The sequence below is a fragment of the Fictibacillus norfolkensis genome (genome assembly GCF_014836645.1).
GTDB lineage: Bacteria > Bacillota > Bacilli > Bacillales > Fictibacillaceae > Fictibacillus > Fictibacillus norfolkensis.
The window spans coordinates 26,004-44,906 of record NZ_JACSQM010000004.1 but is presented as its reverse complement, the minus strand read 5'-3'; the positions used below and the strand labels follow the sequence as shown (position 1 = coordinate 44,906).

Genomic DNA, 18,903 nt, shown 5'->3' with positions numbered 1-18,903 from the left:
ACTAACTTACACCCCGCTTAGAACTTACGCTTTCTTGCTGCCTCAGCCTTCTTCTTACGCTTTACGCTTGGCTTTTCATAATGCTTGCGCTTTTTAACTTCAGCCAATGTTCCATCTTTGGAAACGGATCTTTTAAAACGACGAAGAGCATCATCAATGGATTCATTCTTGCGAATACGTGTTTCTGCCATTTGTATTTCCCTCCCTCCAGACCACCCTTACATAAAGTAAAGATGCGTCACATATCTTTTGCCATTATAATATATCCTTGCAATACGGTCAACTTAATTTAAACAAGTTGGTCTTGAGAGAATAGGTAAATGACTTAAAAATAAAAATTAATAATCTGAAGTAGATGTTCCGCCTTCAACAATCGCGATTCCTGCACTTGCTCCAATGCGCGTTGCGCCAGCTTCGATCATAGCCAAAGCCGTATCGCGGTCACGTACAGCACCTGAAGCTTTAACACCGATGTTTGGTCCAACCGTTTCACGCATTAATTTAATGTCTTCTACAGTTGCTCCACCAGTTGAGAACCCAGTTGATGTTTTTACAAAATCAATTCCTGCTTTAACAGCAATCTCACAAGCTTTTACTTTTTCTTCGTTTGTAAGAAGTGAAGTTTCAATGATCGCTTTAGTTAAAGCTTTGCCTTTAGCTGCTTCAACAACAGCACGAACATCTTGTTCAACTAGCTCATAGTTGCCATCTTTTAACGCACCGATGTTGATAACCATATCTACTTCCGTTGCACCATTTTCAATTGCATTCTTCGTTTCGAACGCTTTTACTTCTGGAGTGTTTGCACCTAACGGGAAACCAATTACCGTACAAACCGCTACATCTGAATCCTTTAGTTGTTCGAATGCAGTATAAACCCAAGTTGGATTAACACATACAGAAAAGAAATTATATTTTTTAGCTTCCTCACAAAGAATTAAGATTTCTTTCTTTGAAGTTTCAGCTTTTAATGCTGTGTGGTCGATCATTCTTGCAACGTTTAAATTGCTCATTTCAACAAACCCTTTCTAAATAAAAAAATTAAACAACGTTAGTATCATAACAAATTTTTCGACATAAATCGAGCATCTAAAATATTTTTACAGTGAGGAACAATAAACACCTGAAACCTCTTGTATGTCTTAAAAAAACACCCTGGCATGAACTCCAGGATGTTAGCTTGAAACAGCTTGCTTTAGGATTTCTTCCATTTCTTGTTTTACAAAGACACCTTTATTATAAGGATACCCAGCTTCAGTAATTTTCACTTTTACTAATTTCCCAATCATCTCTTCGTTTCCTTCAAATAAAACTTTAAGATAGTTTGGTGTGTATCCTACGTATAGTTTGTTCGTAGGGTCATCTTTAAACGCCTCTTCAGGAATTACTTCAACAACTGTATCTTCATAGTTGGATGCATATTCTTTAGCTAATTGATCTGAAAGAGCGATCAGCTTGTGTACGCGTTCGTTCTTAATATCCTCTGGTACCTGGTCCTCCATCTTAGCGGCTGGTGTACCAGTACGCTTAGAATAAGGGAAAACATGAAGTTCCATAAATTTATGTTTCTCAATGAATCGATACGTCTCCATGAATTCTTCCTCTGTCTCACCTGGAAAACCAACAATTACATCTGATGTAATCGCAAGTCCTGGAAGTGCTTCTTTTAGACGGTCTAATCTTTCACCGAACATTTCCATAGAATATTTTCTTCTCATTCGTTGGAGCACGGTGTTTGAACCCGATTGAAGTGGTATATGCAGATGAGGAACTACTTTGTCTGATCTGCCCATAACTTCAATCACTTCATCTGAGATCTGGCTAGCCTCAATCGATGAGATACGGATACGTTTTAATCCAGAGATGTTCTTATCAAGGTCATCTAACAGCTTCGCAAAAGAATAATCCTTCATATCTTCTCCGTAACCAGCAGTATGAATGCCCGTTAGAACGATCTCTTTGTAACCAGAGTCTACAAGCTGCTGAGCTTGAGAAAGTACATCTTCAGGTTTACGAGAGCGAAGAAGGCCTCTTGCCCAAGGAATAATACAGAACGTACAAAAATTGTTGCATCCTTCTTGTATCTTAAGCGATGCTCTTGTTCGATCGGTAAATGCAGGAACATCTAGTTCTTCATATACACGTGCCTTCATGATGTTTGAAACGCCATTAATAGGCATACGTTCTTCTTTATATTGTTGAATGTAAGTGAGCATTTTAGAACGGTCTTGCGTGCCGACAACAACGTCTACCCCAGGAATCGCCATAATCTCTGCTGGCGACGTTTGAGCGTAACAACCTGTAACGCAAATAACAGCGTCCGGATTCTTTCGGATGGCTCTACGTATAACTTGTCTGCTTTTTTTATCTCCCGTATTCGTTACGGTACAGGTATTGATAACATAGACGTCTGATGTACTGTCAAAATCTGTACGTTCGTATCCTTCAGCTTGGAAAAGCTGCCAGATCGCTTCTGTCTCATAGTGGTTTACTTTACAACCTAATGTATGAAATGCAACGGATGGCATATAGATCACCCCTTTAGTTCAAAATGATAAGAAATAGCTGATAACAAGTACAATGGTGCTGTTTCAGTCCTTAAGATTCTTGGACCCAGTCCACACAATAAAAATCCATGATCATTAAGAAAAGCTGCTTCTTTCTCACTGATGCCGCCTTCTGGACCGATCACACATAGAATTGAGTCTCCATTTTCAGCTGTGCGTAATGCAGAAGCAAAATGAGAAATTTCATTCTGTTTTGCTTCTTCTTCAAACGCAACGATTTTTATCTTATACTGTTCTGCCATTTTTAGCAAATCAGAAAAAGAACCAGGATTCAAAATGTCTGGAACCCGATTTCTATGTGATTGCTCTGCTGCTTCTTTTGCAATTTTTTCAAGTCTTTCTTTTTTCTTAACCGCTTTTTTGTCATCCCATTTTACAACAGAACGGTCAGCCGCAAATGGAAAAAAGGAGAAAGCCCCAAGTTCAGTGCCTTTTTGGATGATATATTCTAACTTATCCCCTTTTGGCAACCCCTGAGCAATGGTAACAGAGACAGGAAGCTCAGCATCTGTTTCGATATCCTTAACGATCTTCGTCTGTACTTCATTACCGTCAACCTCTATGATTTCACACAAAGATGTACGACCATTGTTATCACAGCAGATGAAATCGTCTCCTACTTGCATTCTCATCACCTTTAAGATGTGCTTGGCATCATCCCCTGTAATCGTAACAGCATCATCTTTCCAGTTTTCTGTTGAAACAAAGTACCTTTGCATGAAATGCACTTCCTATCCTATTCCTTATTTTGAGCAACGATCGCAACCCAATCTTCCATCTCTAATACTTCTACGATCTTGAAGCCATGCTCTTCTAATTTTGCTCTAACCTCGCGCTTCTTCCCTTGGATGATCCCAGACGTAATAAAATAACCACCTGGCTTTAATACTTTAGCTGTATCTTCAACAAACAAGAGTATGATTTCTGCTAAAAGATTCCCTACTACAAGGTCTACTGGACCTTCAATCCCTTTTAAGAGATCATTCTGATCAACATGCACTTTTTGGTTCACTTTGTTTAGTTTCACGTTTAAACGTGCAGAATTTACTGCCACTTCATCCAGGTCATAAGCCTCAACTTTGTTGGCACCTAACATAGCTGATGCAATGCTCAATACACCAGAGCCTGTTCCTACATCAATGACAGAATCCCCTTCAGCTATATATTTTTCAATAGCTTGCAAACTCATGACAGTTGTTGGGTGAGTTCCTGTACCAAAAGCCATACCTGGATCAAGCTCAATAATAAGTTCATCAGAATGTACAGGTTTATAATCTTCCCACGTAGGAGTGATCGTGATCCGCTTTGAGATTTTTACCGGTTTATAGTATTTTTTCCAAGCGGTCGCCCATTCTTCTTCATTCACTTCTGAGATGGAAATCGTGTTTGCTCCAATATCAATGTCATATTTCACAAGATTAGTGATCGCTTGTTTGATCTCTTCAACCGTTTCACCTAAAAAACTGTTAACGGGTAAGTAGGCTTTTAAAATTACTCCTTCAGAAGGATAATCAGAAGGGTTAAGCTGATAGATTTCGCCAAATACGGATTGACGCTCTTTAGAGAGGTCATCTACATCCTCAATCACAACTCCGCTAGCTCCCGCCTCATGTAAAATATTCGATACTGGTTCAACAGCTTCCTGAGTAGTGTGGATGCTAATCTCTGACCATTTCATCATATCAACTCCGTTTGTTAGTTTGGCTTTTAAAAATTTCAAGCTATTTCTAAGGCTATGAGGGTGGTTGATTTCCACTCCAGGCTGCTCGCTTTCCGCGGGGCAGGCGGTGAGCCCCTTGCCGCTTTGCGCCGTTAAGGGTCTCACCTGTCTAGTTGCAGTGGCTAGCCCCTCGAGGTCAAAAGTTAAATGATCCAGAAGGCAAAGTACGCCTTCCTTGTTCATTCACCTTTTGCTTGTCGGGGCTGAACGAGCCACTTCCACTCTTCCGACTGACCGCCAGTCCCGCAGGAGTCTCGCACCTTGCGTTCCAACCAACTTGTCAATGATGTTAATACATACAAAGCAACAAGTTATTAGAAAAAACCTTGATAGTTAATTTAATGCATCTAGAAGGTTGGGTTTTACTCGCCTTTAAATGCGCGTTTTACTTTGTCGAAGAATCCATCTTGTTGTTCGTCTGGCATGCTTCCGCTGATTTCTGAGAAGTCGCGAAGAAGCTGTTTTTGTTTTTCTGTTAGGTTTTTCGGTGTTATGACTTTGATTTGGATATGCTGGTCACCTTGACCTCTTCCATGAACGTTCTTAACACCTTTTCCTCTTAAACGGAAATGAGTTCCTGTCTGTGTACCTGCTGGAATCTTCAGCTTAACTTTACCGTACAATGTTGGAACTTCAATCTCATCACCAAGCGCTGCTTGCGAGAACGTTAACGGCATCTCACAATGGATATCATCTCCATCACGCTCAAAGAACTCATGATCTGCTACTTGGAAGACAACGTATAGATCACCTGCAGGACCGCCGTTCACCCCTGCTTCACCGTGCCCAGACATGCGGATCTGCTGTCCGTTATCGACACCAGCTGGCACTTTAACAGAAAGCTTCTTGTTCTTGCGTACTTTCCCATTTCCATGACACGTCTTACATTTCTCTTTTATGATCTTACCTTTTCCACTACAGTGGTTACATACTCGGCGATTTACAATACGGCCAAACGGTGTGTTTTGTTCAACATTCAGCTGACCGCTTCCGTTACAATGCGAACATGTTTCAGGTTTTGTTCCTGGTTTAGCACCGGAACCATGACAAGTTTCACATGATTCTTCTGTAGGAATCTGTATTTCAGTTTCTTTTCCGAATACCGCCTCTTCAAAAGATAGTCTAAGCCCATACTGAAGATCGTTTCCTTGACGCGGACCATTTGGATTTCTTCTTCCTCCGCCTCCACCAAAGAACATATCAAAAATGTCGCCAAAGCCATCAAAGCCTGCTCCGCCGCCACCGAAACCTTGGTTAGGGTCTGTATGGCCAAATTGATCATAATGAGCTTTCTTTTGAGGGTCACTCAATGTTTCATATGCATCTTTTACTTCTTTAAATTTATTTTCCGCATCTGCCTCTTTATTAACATCTGGGTGATACTTTCTGGCAAGTTTACGGTATGCTTTTTTCACCTCATCATTTGAGGCATTTTTATCTAATCCAAGTACTTCGTAATAATCTCGTTTACTCATATAGGACACTCCCGAATTCTCACATAAAAGTTATCTTACCATTGAATACCACCTGACTCAAGACGAAAACTGCAAAGGTTTTGTTACAGTCTTAAGCCCAATGAACTCAAAATTCAACTCAGAAAAAAAGTCAAAGTCAAGATGACCTGACTTTGACTTTTATCTGCTACGTGTTACTTTTTGTCATCGTTTACTTCTTCATAATCAGCGTCAACGATGTTGTCATCGTTCTTTGTTGATTGTCCTTCTGCATCGCCTTGTTGAGCTTGAGCTTGTTGAGCTGCTTGCTCATAAAGTTTTACAGAAAGTTGTTGAACGATTTCGCTCAAAGTTTCTTTTTCTTTCTTGATCGCTTCGATATCGTCACCCTCAAGAGCCTTTTTCAAGCTCTCTTTAGCTTCTTCAGCTTTTTTCACTTCAGCTTCGTCTACTTTGCCTTCAAGGTCTTTCAACGTTTTATCCACTGTGAATACAAGCTGATCCGCTTCGTTTCTAGTGTCGATTTCTTCACGTTTCTTCTTATCTGCTTCTGCATTTTCTTCAGCGTCTTTTACCATGCGATCAATCTCTTCATCAGAAAGTCCTGTAGACGATTTAATTGTGATGGATTGCTCTTTGTTCGTTCCTAGATCTTTTGCTCGTACGTTTACGATACCGTTCGCATCGATGTCAAAGCTCACTTCGATTTGAGGCACTCCACGTGGTGCTGGCGGGATCTCAGATAATTGGAATCTTCCAAGCGTCTTATTGTGCGCTGCCATTTCACGCTCTCCTTGAAGAACATGGATATCAACAGATGTTTGGTTATCAGCAGCCGTTGAGAAAGTTTGAGATTTTGAAGTTGGAATCGTCGTGTTGCGATCGATCAATCTTGTAAACACGCCGCCCATCGTTTCAATACCTAATGAAAGTGGTGTTACGTCAAGAAGGACAACATCTTTCACATCTCCAGCAAGTACTCCACCTTGAATTGCAGCACCAAGTGCAACAACTTCGTCAGGGTTTACTCCTTTATGCGGATCTTTACCTGTGAACTTCTTGATTGCTTCTTGTACAGCTGGGATACGAGTCGATCCACCTACAAGAATAACTTTATCAAGGTCAGATGGTGACATGCCAGCATCATTAAGAGCTTGACGAGTTGGTCCCATCGTGCGTTCAACTAAGTCTGAAGAAAGATCTTCAAATTTTGCACGTGATAAATTTAACTCTAAGTGTTTAGGTCCAGAAGCATCAGCAGTGATGAACGGTAATGAGATTTGTGTAGATGTTACACCAGAAAGGTCTTTCTTTGCTTTCTCTGCAGTATCTTTTAGGCGTTGTAGCGCCATCTTATCTTGAGAAAGATCGATGCCGTTCTCTTTCTTAAATTCGCTTACTAGATAGTCGATGATTACTTGGTCAAAGTCATCTCCACCAAGCTTGTTATCACCAGATGTTGCTTTTACCTCGAAGAATCCATCACCTAGTTCAAGGATAGATACGTCAAATGTACCGCCACCAAGGTCAAATACTAAGATTGTTTGGTCTTCATCCTTTTCAAGGCCGTAAGCCAATGCTGCTGCTGTTGGCTCGTTCACAATACGCTCAACTTGAAGTCCAGCAATCTGTCCAGCATCTTTCGTAGCTTGACGCTGTGCATCATTGAAATAAGCCGGAACTGTAATTACCGCTCTTTCAACTTTTTCTCCAAGATAGTCTTCAGCATGAGACTTTAATTTTTGCAGGATGATTGCAGAAATCTCTTGCGGCGTGTAGTCTTTACCTTCAACTGTTTCTTTGTGATCTGTTCCGATGTAACGTTTGATCGACATAATCGTGTTCGGGTTCGTTACAGCTTGGCGCTTTGCTACCTCTCCAACAGAACGGTCTCCATCTTTAAACGCTACAACAGATGGTGTTGTACGGTTACCTTCCGGGTTTGGAATTACTACCGCTTCTCCACCTTCCATAACAGCTATACAAGAGTTTGTTGTACCTAAGTCAATACCGATGATTTTACTCATGTTTTTTCCCTCCATCATTCATATGTAGTTTTATCTACGCGTTTACTTTAACCATTGCTGGTCGGATAACTCGATCTTTTAACATATAACCTTTTTGCAGTTCCTCAATAACTGTATTGGACTCTGCTTCAGAATCCTCCACTTGCATTACTGCTTGATGCAGGTTGGGGTCAAATGTTTGACCGACCGACGGAATTTCTGTCAGCCCTTCTTGTTTCAGTGCATCTGCTAGTTGACGATAAACCATTTCCATTCCTTGAATAAGGGTTTTGGTCTGCTCGTTTGTAGCTTCTGTCTTCAAAGCACGCTCAAAGTTATCGAGTGCAGGTAATAACTGTTCAAGAAGACTTTGAGATTTATATTTAAGGCTAGCTGCCTGTTCTTCTCTCGATCGGCGGCGGAAATTATCATAATCCGCTTGAAGGCGAAGATTCTTTTGGCTAGCTTCCTCAAGCTTTGTTTCTAGCTCTGAAATACGTTGCTGCTCTTCAGTTAGAGGTTCTTCTGTAGTAGATTCCACTTCTTCAACAACGACTTCTTCAGTTTCTGTTACTTCTTCATTCACATCAGTTTGTGATTGATCTTGAGTGATGTCCTCTTTGTTCATGCTTTCACCTCCCTAAAATAATCCACTAATTTGAAAAATCGTTTAATCGGTTCGTCATTTCCTTTGATAATGAATCTAGTAAAGAGATGACCTTTTGATATTCCATTCTGGTTGGACCGATTAATGAGATCGTACCTAAATGTTTACCATGCATCGTGTAAGAGGCATTGATCACACTGCAGTTTTTCATCGCTTCATGCTCATTTTCTGTTCCGATCCTTATGGTGAGCCCTTTTTCTGAAGATGACACGAGCTTTTCCATTAAATCACGCGTTTCTAAAAAATCTAGAAGCGGTCTAACTTTATCTAAATCTCTAAATTCCGGCTGTGAAAGCATATTTGTCTTCCCGCCATAAAAAAGCTTTTCCTTCTTGCTCCATAGAAGAAGCTGATCTAAGAAAACACCCATGTTCTGATAATCTTTAAGGTGCTTTTTAAACACCGCCGAAAGTTCTTTTTGTATACGTGTGTTCAATTCTATCAATCGAACACCTGCAAGTCTTTCATTTAGAATATTCACAAGCTTTTCTAGTTCTGAAGGTTCAATCGTATCAGGCAGCACGATTTGTCTGTTCTCAACATGCCCCGTATTCGTCACAAAGATCGCAACAGCCACTTGGGAAGAGATCGGAATGATCTGCATGTGCTTTAACTTCATATCTAATGCGTTAGGTCCTAACACAACAGAAGTATAGTTTGTCAAATCTGATAGAATCTTAGCTGATTGATCAAATAATGCCTCTGCTTCCTGGACCTTTTCTGTAAATAGAAGTTCTGAATGACCGATCTCTCTTTCTTTCATAGAAAGAGAAGGAAGCAGGTGGTCCACGTAAAATCGATATCCTTTTTCAGATGGTATTCTACCAGATGATGTATGGGTTTTCTCTAGAAATCCAAGATCCTCCAAGTCCGCAAGTTCGTTTCGAATCGTTGCTGGACTATAGGTAATGTCCTCTCGTTTAGAGATCGTACGGGAACCTACAGGCTCAACATGCTTAATATAGTCATCTATTAAAACACGAAGAATAAAGAGTTGTCGTTCCGTTAACATACCATCACCCCACTTGTTAGCACTCTTAAAGAGCGAGTGCTAAATCTATAATATAAGTTACCAAAAGGTACTCTCCGTTGTCAATCTAAAACTACACCAATAAATTCTTGGAAGACTTCGTTGCCTAAAGGTCTTCCATCCTTCGTTAAAACGAGAGTGTCTTCTCTCTGTTCTAGCCAACCCTTTTGAATAAGTCTTTGAATAGGTTCTTTATATATATCAAACATGGATCTGCCATAACGACTCATAAAAGTAGCATCAGAAACACCTTCCTGTTTACGAAGTCCCATGAACATTTCTTCTTCCATCTTTTCAGATAGTGGAACCTGATGTTCTTCGATATACGGAAAACCATGTTCCTCGACCAAATTCATATATTGTTTTAATGGACCTGCATTTCTTCTTCTTGTTCCTTCTACGTAACTGTGAGCTCCAGCACCTATGCCAAAATATTCGTTATTGTTCCAGTATTGGAGATTATGCTTGCTCTCAAACCCCGGAATGGCAAAATTGCTGATCTCATATTGTTTGAATCCTTTTTTATCAAGAGCCTCAATTAAATAATCATACATCGCAGCTTCAAGTTCTTGCTCCGGAAGAATCAGCTTGCCTTTTTGTGCCAAGTTATAAAAAACGGTTTTCTTTTCAATCTGCAGCGAATAAGAAGAAATGTGAGGCACATCTAACGCTAATACTTCATCTACCGATTCCTTAAACATATCCATCGTTTGGCCTGGCAGCCCAAACATGAGATCGATCGACATGTTATCAATACCTGCTTTTTTTGCTTCTGCAACCGTAGAGTAGATATCTTCTTTGGTATGTGTTCTTCCTAATTTTTTCAACAAAGAAGACTGAAAAGCTTGAACGCCAACACTTAGCCTGTTAACTCCATTCGCTTTTAAGACGGCAATTTTTTCTTTTGTTGTCTGCTCTGGGTTCGCTTCAACCGTGAATTCTTTTAGGAATTTGTTACCAAGCACTTCATTCACATCACTCAAAAACGTTTGCAGCTGTTTTTCGCTCAAAGAGGTTGGTGTTCCACCACCTACAAAAATGGTTTCCATCTCATAATCCTTGAACCTCGTCGTTGTATGGACCATCTCTTTTTTCATCGATTGTAAATATTCATCCACTGGCTGCTGTTGAATAAATATCTTGTTAAAATCACAATAATGACAAATTTGTACACAGAATGGAATATGCAGATATGCAGCTTTAAGCAAGATGTTCACCGCCTTTTTGTCTCATAAATTAGGAAAGACCGCTAGAATTGCCTTCGCGGTCTTAAGTTGCTTTTTATTTGTTGTTATTTGTATCATCCATACGAAGAACGGCCATGAACGCTTCTTGAGGAACGTCCACTCTACCGATTGTCTTCATACGCTTCTTACCTTCTTTTTGCTTATCTAAAAGCTTACGCTTACGTGAGATGTCTCCACCGTAACATTTAGCCAAAACGTTCTTACGTAATGCTTTAATATTTGAACGTGCCACGATCTTTTGTCCGATTGCCGCTTGGATCGGCACTTCGAACTGTTGACGAGGAATAAGCTCTTTCAACTTTTCAACGACTACCTTCCCACGCTCATATGCAAAATCTTTATGAACGATTACCGATAATGCGTCGATCTTCTCATTGTTCAGTAATATTTCCATTTTAACAAGTTTAGATGGCTTATAACCGATCAATTCGTAGTCTAGGGATGCGTATCCCTTCGTGCTTGATTTTAACTGATCAAAGAAATCATACACGATCTCAGAAAGAGGAATCTCATAAAGAACATTTACTCGGTTGTTTTCTAAATAATCCATCGTCATGAAGATACCGCGTTTCTTCTGACAGATCTCCATAATCGTACCAACATAATCGTTCGGTGTCATGATAGATGCTTTAACATACGGTTCTTCCACAACAGAAATCTTCTGTGCTTCTGGCATGTTCGCTGGGTTATCAACAACGATCTTTTCTCCATCAGTCATCGTAACATTGTAGATAACACTTGGAGCTGTCGCGATCAAGTCGATATTAAACTCTCGCTCGATACGCTCTTGAATGATCTCCATGTGAAGCAGGCCTAAGAATCCGCAACGGAAACCAAAACCAAGCGCTTGAGAGGTTTCAGGCTCATATTGAAGAGCAGAATCATTTAACACTAATCGTTCTAACGCTTCGCGAAGATCGTTATATTTCGCTGTGTCTACTGGATATAAACCGCAGTATACCATCGGGTTCATCTTTCTATACCCAGGTAGAGGCTCAGTTGCGCCTTTTACTGCACTCGTAATCGTATCACCGACTTGTGTGTCTCCAACATTTTTGATCGAAGCTGTTAAGAAACCTACATCCCCAACCGTTAAGAAGTCTTTTTGTACGGCTTTCGGCGTAAACACCCCAAGTTCAAGTACTTCAAACTCTTTACCTGTCGCCATCATCTTAATTTTATCGCCGACTTTAACCGTTCCTTCTGCCACACGAATATACGTAACGACGCCTCGATAAGGATCATAAAGAGAGTCGAAGATAAGCGCTTTAAGAGGTCCTTCTGGATCTCCAGGTGGTGCCGGTACTTTTGCTACGATCTGTTCTAGAATATCTTGAATACCAATACCTGCTTTTGCTGAAGCAAGTACTGCCTCTGAAGCATCCAACCCGATAACATCCTCGATCTCCTGGCGCACTCGTTCAGGCTCTGCACTCGGAAGATCGATCTTGTTGATAACCGGTAGGATCTCTAGGTCGTTCTCTAATGCCAGATACACGTTCGCGAGCGTCTGTGCTTCGATCCCTTGAGCAGCATCTACGATCAGCAATGCTCCCTCGCAGGCTGCTAAGCTTCTAGACACTTCGTATGTAAAATCTACGTGTCCTGGGGTATCAATTAAGTGGAACGTATAAAATTCACCGTCTTTAGCTTTATATTGCAGCTGAACAGCATTTAATTTAATCGTTATTCCACGTTCGCGTTCAAGATCCATCGAGTCTAACAGCTGCTCTTTCATCTCACGCTGTGTTAGTGCACTCGTTTCTTCCAAAATTCTGTCGGCTAAAGTGGATTTTCCATGGTCAATGTGAGCAATTATGGAGAAATTCCTAATTTTAGCTTGTCTTTTTAATTTTTCTTCTCTGTTCATTATACGTTCACTCCTACAATTTTAGGAAAAGTCACTAGCTTTGATTATAGCAATACAAAGTATCCGTTTCAATCACAACCTAAAAAAATAGGGTGAAGGCGCGTTTTAAGTTCATAGTAACTCTTTAGTAATATTTTATTCTGCTCATTTTAATTTTTATCAAAAATTCTATGGAGAATGTTGATGGTCATCCAAATAAAAAGAACCGATAAAGGATAGAATCCTTTATGGTTCTAGGGTGAAAATACAGCGAGCATCTCACTAATGATAACACCAAATATAGAGATCATGACACCAAAAGCTGAAGAAATCCACGATGTAAGTCTTTGTCCAAGTGCAGAAAAAACATTGAACGAATCTATTTTACTTAACGTTTCTTGTTTCGTTTTTATATCATGACTTGATGCTGAGGCATGGTTCTGTTTCGATTCTTCTTGCTTCATTGAAGGATTTGAACTTGATTCAACACTTTCTTGTGGAGAGCCTTTTAACTCATCCATTTCAAAGTGCGCTTTTTGAATACCAAATAAAACCCCAAATAAAAGAATAGTTACCAGTCCGAAACACTTTAACATAAATTTTGTCATGATCATTCCTCCACGTGGGGATATACGATTTAAATTTATGCACAAGCTTGTCCAAACATGACTAAAAATTTAATGTGTATAAGAAGAAGTATTTCCTTGATCGATGCCACCATGAAGAGCTGTATTTAAACCATTCGCCAAGACATTAGCCATGTCTTCAATAAACACATCAACTTCTTTAGGTGTGACCATCAAGTTATGTCCGATCGGCGCGAGCACTTCACGAATCAATCGAAGCTTTTCATCTTCTTCTAAGACACCAACAATTCCTAAGAACGATTTTCGGTGATCTTCTTCTGGCAAATCATCGTCAGTAAGTACTTTCTTTTCCCCGAACGTCATACCTGCTGGTAAAAGTGATTTAGAAGGTTTATCCTTCTCATTCATCTCACGTCCAAAGTGCTTTAGAATAAAATCAATCGTATCACTGGTGATCGTAGCCGCATCAACTACCGTAGGGATTCCGATAGAGATAACTGGAATGCCTAACGTTTCTTTACTAAGTTCTTTACGCTTGTTTCCAACCCCCGACCCCGGATGGATACCTGTATTTGAAACTTGAATGGTAGCATTCACTCTTTCGATCGAACGAGATGCTAAAGCATCTATCGCTATAACGAAATCTGGATTCGCCTTTTTCACGATGCCATCGATGATATCACTCGTCTCTATCCCTGTAATGCCCATAACTCCTGGTGAAATCGCACAAACTGGCCGAAACCCTTCTTCAACATTTTCAGGAGCTAACTCGAACAGATGCTTTGTGATGGTCAAATTCTCAACAACTAATGGTCCAAGAGAATCTGGTGTAACATTCCAGTTACCTAACCCTACAACGAGACATGTATCATCCTGCTTAATGCCTTGTTCTTTTAAAAAACGATTAAAATCATGTGCAAAAACTTCTTGTACGCGTTCTTGAAGCTTCGAATCTTTTTCACGAATTCCTTGAACCTCAAAAGTGACATACACGCCTGCTTTTTTCCCGGTAGTCTCTGCTCCCTTTTCATCGATCTCTACTCTAACAATCTTAATTCCATCTCTATCTTTTTCATGTATAATGACACCTTCAAGCGTGCTTTTATTTACAACCTCATCTTCTTTTAGCAGCATATCGTGCGCTTCTATAGCCAGATCTGTTCGAACTGAATAGGCTGACAGGTCCAAATCCTTACCCATAATCTACCACCTTCCTTTGTATTATTTTTGCCGCAACTCTTCCTTTTCATTCTTGTATTGCATTTAGGGGGCGATTTTGATAGAATACTTTGTGTCCTATTTTTTGCAACGGAAAGTAATTTTGTTGCTCATGGTTCATTTAGGGAGGTGAATGGATTGGCTAATATTAAATCAGCGATTAAACGTGTAAAAACTAACGAAAAGCGTCGTGCACACAACGCTTCACTAAAGTCTGGCATGCGTACTGCTATCAAAAACTTTGAAGCACTTGCAGCTTCAAACAATGCAGAAGGTGCTCAAGCAGCTTTTGTTACTGCTTCTAAGAAGATTGACAAAGCAGCAAACAAAGGACTTATCCACAAAAATGCAGCTTCTCGCCAAAAGTCTCGTCTTGCTAAGGCTTTAAACGGTGTTAACGCATAAATTGAAGGATGAAACCCGAAAAACGGCCTTACACCAATAGGTCGTTTTTTTATTTTGCTCAATTATTTATAAAACCCAGCTCATCTGCTTAATATGAGCTGGGTTTTAGTATGTCAGTACGTCGAAACTGTTACATTTATGGAGTTTATTTATGCTCCACTTATACCTAACAGGGTATTCAAAGCACTAATTCTAGTTTTTTTAGTATTAATTCTAGAAATTCAGGCGTTAATACGGCGAGTTTTTATGATATTCCAGCGAGTTTTGAGTTTAATTCGGCGAGTCGTCATAACTCGACAAATATTCAGCTGTTTATACCCTCACCCTCCACACACAAAGGATTCTAATGTTTTTTATTCATAAAAAACCCCTTTTCAACGCATGAAAAGAGGTTTGACTTAGACTCATGAGCCTTGAGAGAGTTTTACAATCTCCAACTCCAGCAAAAGCGTTTTGTCCATTTGGCCTGTTTTTAATTTATAATCTGTTTCTGCAAATTCATTTAGACAGTTCCTAAGAAAAACTTCATGAAATCGATTTGCATGTTTTGCAGCAAGTTTTACCGCGTAAGTATGCAGTTTTAGAGAAGAAGCGATTTGCTTTTCTCCGTAACCTTTCTTCTGCAACTCTTTTACGCCATTAATCATTCGAAATTGTCTAGTGATCAAAGCGTGGATCTGAATCGGCTCTTGATTTTGTTTCATTAGATCATAAAAACTTCTAAGAGCGAGTTCTGTTCTTTTATGCACCACATGATCAACTAATGCAAAGACATCATCCTCAAGAGTTCTTGCTACTAATGAATCCACGGTTTCCTTCGTAATAACTCCATTCTCACCTACAAAGAGAGCCATTTTTTCCATTTCTTTTGCTAATACTGCCATGCGTGTGCCTAGCCTTGAAAGAAGCAATTGAATCCCTTCTCGATCGATGGATACCTCTAGATTCGAAGCTTCTTTTTGAAGCCATTTTTCAGCAGTATCGTTACTCAGTTCTGAAACCTGAATCATTTCAGATTGTGTTTTGACCAATTTAACTATTTTCTTGCGTTCATCTAATTTTTCGTGGGGAACTACGATGACTAACGTTGTATAATCTGCCGGATTTTGTATGTACTGTTCAAATACTTTGAAGTCGTGTTCGATCTTTGATTTATCTTTGACAGATGTTAAGAACGCGGCATTTTTTATAACGACGACGCGGCGATCTCCCAAAAAGGGCATCGTTTCTGCGTCTTCAATAATCTCTTGAATTGAGGTTTCATCCAGATTATGTACACTTAAGTTAAAGTCCTTTTCGTCGGGAGACAAGAGTCTAGATATAGTTTTTATCGCTTCTTCTGCTAAATAAATTTCTGTGCCCCAAATCAGATAGATCGGGGATGATTCATCGTTCTTAATCTTCTTTTTTAATGTTTCTACTGTGAGCACCTTTTTCACCTCTACCTCTTATCCTATGAGGAACGAAGGGCATTTGCAAGCAAAAGAAGGAACAGCGCATATGTCTGTTCCTTCATTTATGATAAACACTAACACCAAAACGATATAATCGTTTGAGGCTAGCTATAATAGGATATCCTATGCATTTTAAGAATATTGGTGACAACGAATCTCATCTTTGGTAAGTTTTAGACAAAACACATAAAAGAAAGCATTTTCAGTATGGATTTTTTAAAAATGATAACGTATACTAAGGATGGATTAGGAGGGTTGTCACATGAATCATTTCGAAAAAGATGTACAGAGTAAGCGTAACGACCTTATTGATTCCGGTATGGGCTTTGTTGTATCGTTTGGATTTTTTACGGTAATCTTCGCTATCGGGGTCATTCTAAAAGCAATCGCATAATACATAAAAAAGACCGAATTTATTCGGTTCTTTTTTATTTTGCTGTTTTAACTTTAAACCTCTTTTTGTCTACCACTATTGAAACATCCCCATGTTCATCTGTCCGATAGATAGCAATATCTCTTTCTCTTAATCTTTTCAAAACATCTAGTGCTGGATGGCCGTATAAATTATTCTCGCCGGCTGAGATAATTCCATAACGGGGAGAGACGCTGTCTAAAAAAGTAGCAGTTGAAGATGTTACACTTCCGTGGTGACCAACCTTAAGGACATCAGTTTTTATTTTTGGAAAACTGTTCGTGATGTCAGTTTCAGCTTCAGCTTCAATATCACCCGTTAGTAAAAAAGTATGATCGTAGATCTTAAGCCAAAGAACGATAGAATTATTATTTGAGGTACTTTCTTTAGATCCTGGATGCAGAACGAAAAATAAGGAGTGAGTTGATTTCCAGTGCATACCTTTACCTAACTTCACCACATTTATGTTTTTCCTGGCTGCTGTAGTTTCGATCAGCGTTTCAAGGTTATTGCCTTTTCGTTTATTAGGCAAAAAAACATTGTTCACCTTTATATTTTCAAGCAAAAACTCTCCTCCTCCACCATGATCCGTATCTCCATGAGTAATGATTAACCCATCTACATGACGAATTCCTTTTGCTTTTAAGAAAGGAAGTACGATTTCTTTTGTAACGTCATATTCTTCTTCTCTTTTTTCCCAATCTTCTTGATCGAATGAGACTGTACCCCCAGTATCAATCATATAGACTGCTTTTCTATAAGGTAATTCCACAAGAATACTATCTCCTTGTCCTACATTTATAAAAGATACCGTTGCTTTTGGGTTCGCATAAGGCAGCCCCCAATGGATGAAGCAAACAACTAGAAATGGCACTATAAACACGATGTGAATACGTTTAGTAACTTCCCATCTATAAAGAAAGAATAAGATCCCCGCAAAATAAAGTGTAAATATCCATTCTGCCGGTCTTCCTAAAACAACTGCCATTTTGAGAAATTGTGCTTTTTCCATAAACACGGCAGAAAAATAAAAAAAGAATTCAATAATCTCGTTAACGATTAAAATCACTTTCGGAGCAAATATAGAAAGAAGCAGGCTAATAAAAGAGATGGGAAACAGCAGCATTGATACAAAAGGGATGTATAACACATTAAAGGGAATCGACAATAAGGAAAATTCAAAGAAATGATACAGAATGATCGGAAAGGAAAATATAGAACAGATAAAGGAAGTGATAATTAGTAATCTGAGAGGTGACGCGTTTTTGAGAACGTAAATAGAAGTGATCAATACGAAGGTCATTAAAAACGAAAGTTGAAACCCAAGATCAAAAGCAAAGGAAGGATTGAAGCTCAGCATCCCTATGCATACAGCTGACAACAGTGTCACAGGGTGCACTTTTCTTCTTAACATCATTACAAGTATCACAATGATCCCCATCATACCTGCTCGTATGATCGAACTTTCTGCACCCGTTAGGACAATGTAGATCGGCAAAAAAAGGATGATTAACCCATAAGCTATTTCTTTAATAAAACCCATCCGAACAAGGATTAAGTATAAAAAGTAAGTCACAATTCCAACATTAAATCCGGATACTGCCAATAGATGGGTCAGTCCTAAACCTTGATAATAGTGAAGTGTTTCTGCTTCAATTCCGTCTCTATATCCAAAGAGCAGAGCATTCATCAAACCAGATGTGTTTTTGGAAAAATGACTTTCTAATTCATTGATATTCTTATTTCTCCAAGCTTTTATGTGATCATGAAAACTTACATTTTTTGTCTTCACACAGTGACCCACACCAAACTCAATCGTACTTAGAATCCAATAGATATCGTTGTTCTTTAAATACTCACGATAATCCATTCCATAAAAATGGCTTCTTTTTCGAGGTTCCTCAAGTTTTCCTTTTAAAACGCATGACAAATTTACGCTTAACTTTTTAAGCTGTTCTTGTTCGGCTGCGGATTTTATTTTATGGTAAACAATAATTGTTTCATCATTCGTTACAAGTTCAAAGCTCAGTAGGTTACCGTCTATTTTAGGAATTGATTTTATTTTGCCTGAAAACTTCATCTGCTTCTGTGGAAGCTTTGAGAAACTATTCGTGTGATCGTAATAAGAATAAACGAAAAAGACTGGGAGAAAAACGAGGACATAAACTGATTTTTTTTTGAGCTGTACAATAATAACGATAACCAGGATAGCCAGTAATACTAACCCGGTTACCGAAAAATGCTGAAATAGCCATATCCCATAGAATGCAGAGCATGCACTCAAGAC

General features: G+C 39.3%; 17 protein-coding genes. 2 read left to right on the top strand and 15 right to left on the bottom strand.

The window, feature by feature from the left end; genetic code table 11:
- Positions 1 to 17: 17 nt before the first annotated feature.
- From rpsU to gpr, 13 genes are all read right to left on the bottom strand, one after another.
- Positions 18 to 191 (bottom strand): 30S ribosomal protein S21, encoded by a 174-nt coding sequence (gene rpsU / locus H9648_RS10315; protein ID WP_066237650.1) that lies wholly within the window; start codon positions 189 to 191, stop codon positions 18 to 20.
- A gap of 147 nt (positions 192 to 338) precedes the next feature.
- A complete protein-coding gene (gene deoC, locus H9648_RS10310; protein WP_191753780.1) occupies positions 339 to 1,013 on the bottom strand; it encodes a deoxyribose-phosphate aldolase in 675 nt (224 codons plus the stop codon).
- A gap of 162 nt (positions 1,014 to 1,175) precedes the next feature.
- Positions 1,176 to 2,528, bottom strand: a complete 1,353-nt coding sequence (gene mtaB / locus H9648_RS10305) for a tRNA (N(6)-L-threonylcarbamoyladenosine(37)-C(2))-methylthiotransferase MtaB (RefSeq protein ID WP_191753779.1) — start codon at positions 2,526 to 2,528, stop codon at positions 1,176 to 1,178.
- Positions 2,529 to 2,533: 5 nt separating this feature from the next.
- Positions 2,534 to 3,286, bottom strand: coding sequence for a 16S rRNA (uracil(1498)-N(3))-methyltransferase (locus tag H9648_RS10300; protein WP_191753778.1), 753 nt, complete (start codon positions 3,284 to 3,286; stop codon positions 2,534 to 2,536).
- 17 nt (positions 3,287 to 3,303) lie between these two features.
- Entirely contained in the window at positions 3,304 to 4,245 is a 942-nt protein-coding gene (gene prmA, locus H9648_RS10295) for a 50S ribosomal protein L11 methyltransferase (RefSeq protein WP_191754063.1), read from the bottom strand.
- Between the two features lie 404 nt (positions 4,246 to 4,649).
- On the bottom strand, positions 4,650 to 5,762 hold the full coding sequence (gene dnaJ, locus H9648_RS10290) for a molecular chaperone DnaJ (protein WP_191753777.1): 1,113 nt from the start codon (positions 5,760 to 5,762) through the stop codon (positions 4,650 to 4,652).
- Between the two features lie 173 nt (positions 5,763 to 5,935).
- Complete coding sequence (dnaK, locus tag H9648_RS10285) at positions 5,936 to 7,768, bottom strand: molecular chaperone DnaK (RefSeq protein WP_191753776.1); 1,833 nt, start codon at positions 7,766 to 7,768, stop codon at positions 5,936 to 5,938.
- Positions 7,769 to 7,802: 34 nt separating this feature from the next.
- Entirely contained in the window at positions 7,803 to 8,375 is a 573-nt protein-coding gene (gene grpE, locus H9648_RS10280) for a nucleotide exchange factor GrpE (RefSeq protein ID WP_191753775.1), read from the bottom strand.
- A 25-nt stretch (positions 8,376 to 8,400) separates the two neighbouring features.
- Complete coding sequence (gene hrcA, locus H9648_RS10275) at positions 8,401 to 9,426, bottom strand: heat-inducible transcriptional repressor HrcA (protein ID WP_191753774.1); 1,026 nt, start codon at positions 9,424 to 9,426, stop codon at positions 8,401 to 8,403.
- 80 nt (positions 9,427 to 9,506) lie between these two features.
- Positions 9,507 to 10,652, bottom strand: coding sequence for a radical SAM family heme chaperone HemW (gene hemW / locus H9648_RS10270; protein WP_191753773.1), 1,146 nt, complete (start codon positions 10,650 to 10,652; stop codon positions 9,507 to 9,509).
- Between the two features lie 73 nt (positions 10,653 to 10,725).
- Positions 10,726 to 12,561 carry a translation elongation factor 4 gene (lepA, locus tag H9648_RS10265; RefSeq protein ID WP_225218840.1) on the bottom strand — a complete coding sequence of 612 codons (1,836 nt, stop codon included), beginning with the start codon at positions 12,559 to 12,561 and terminating at the stop codon, positions 10,726 to 10,728.
- A 233-nt stretch (positions 12,562 to 12,794) separates the two neighbouring features.
- A complete protein-coding gene (locus H9648_RS10260; protein WP_191753772.1) occupies positions 12,795 to 13,148 on the bottom strand; it encodes a DUF3679 domain-containing protein in 354 nt (117 codons plus the stop codon).
- Between the two features lie 69 nt (positions 13,149 to 13,217).
- Entirely contained in the window at positions 13,218 to 14,327 is a 1,110-nt protein-coding gene (gene gpr, locus H9648_RS10255; RefSeq protein WP_191753771.1) for a GPR endopeptidase, read from the bottom strand.
- A 156-nt stretch (positions 14,328 to 14,483) separates the two neighbouring features.
- Here gpr and rpsT point away from each other — a divergent pair, with 156 nt between their 5' ends.
- The gene (rpsT, locus tag H9648_RS10250; protein ID WP_066291124.1) at positions 14,484 to 14,750 is read left to right on the top strand and encodes a 30S ribosomal protein S20; all 267 of its coding nucleotides are present in this window, start codon (positions 14,484 to 14,486) and stop codon (positions 14,748 to 14,750) included.
- Between the two features lie 404 nt (positions 14,751 to 15,154).
- Here rpsT and holA read toward each other — a convergent pair whose 3' ends face one another.
- Positions 15,155 to 16,189, bottom strand: coding sequence for a DNA polymerase III subunit delta (gene holA / locus H9648_RS10245; protein WP_318243513.1), 1,035 nt, complete (start codon positions 16,187 to 16,189; stop codon positions 15,155 to 15,157).
- A gap of 277 nt (positions 16,190 to 16,466) precedes the next feature.
- On the opposite strand from holA, the gene H9648_RS10240 reads away from it, so the two are divergent.
- On the top strand, positions 16,467 to 16,598 hold the full coding sequence (locus H9648_RS10240) for a YqzM family protein (RefSeq protein ID WP_082820577.1): 132 nt from the start codon (positions 16,467 to 16,469) through the stop codon (positions 16,596 to 16,598).
- A 34-nt stretch (positions 16,599 to 16,632) separates the two neighbouring features.
- Here the strand turns inward: H9648_RS10240 and H9648_RS10235 are convergent, their stop codons facing one another.
- Positions 16,633 to 18,900, bottom strand: coding sequence for a DNA internalization-related competence protein ComEC/Rec2 (locus tag H9648_RS10235; protein ID WP_191753770.1), 2,268 nt, complete (start codon positions 18,898 to 18,900; stop codon positions 16,633 to 16,635).
- Positions 18,901 to 18,903 lie beyond the last annotated feature (3 nt).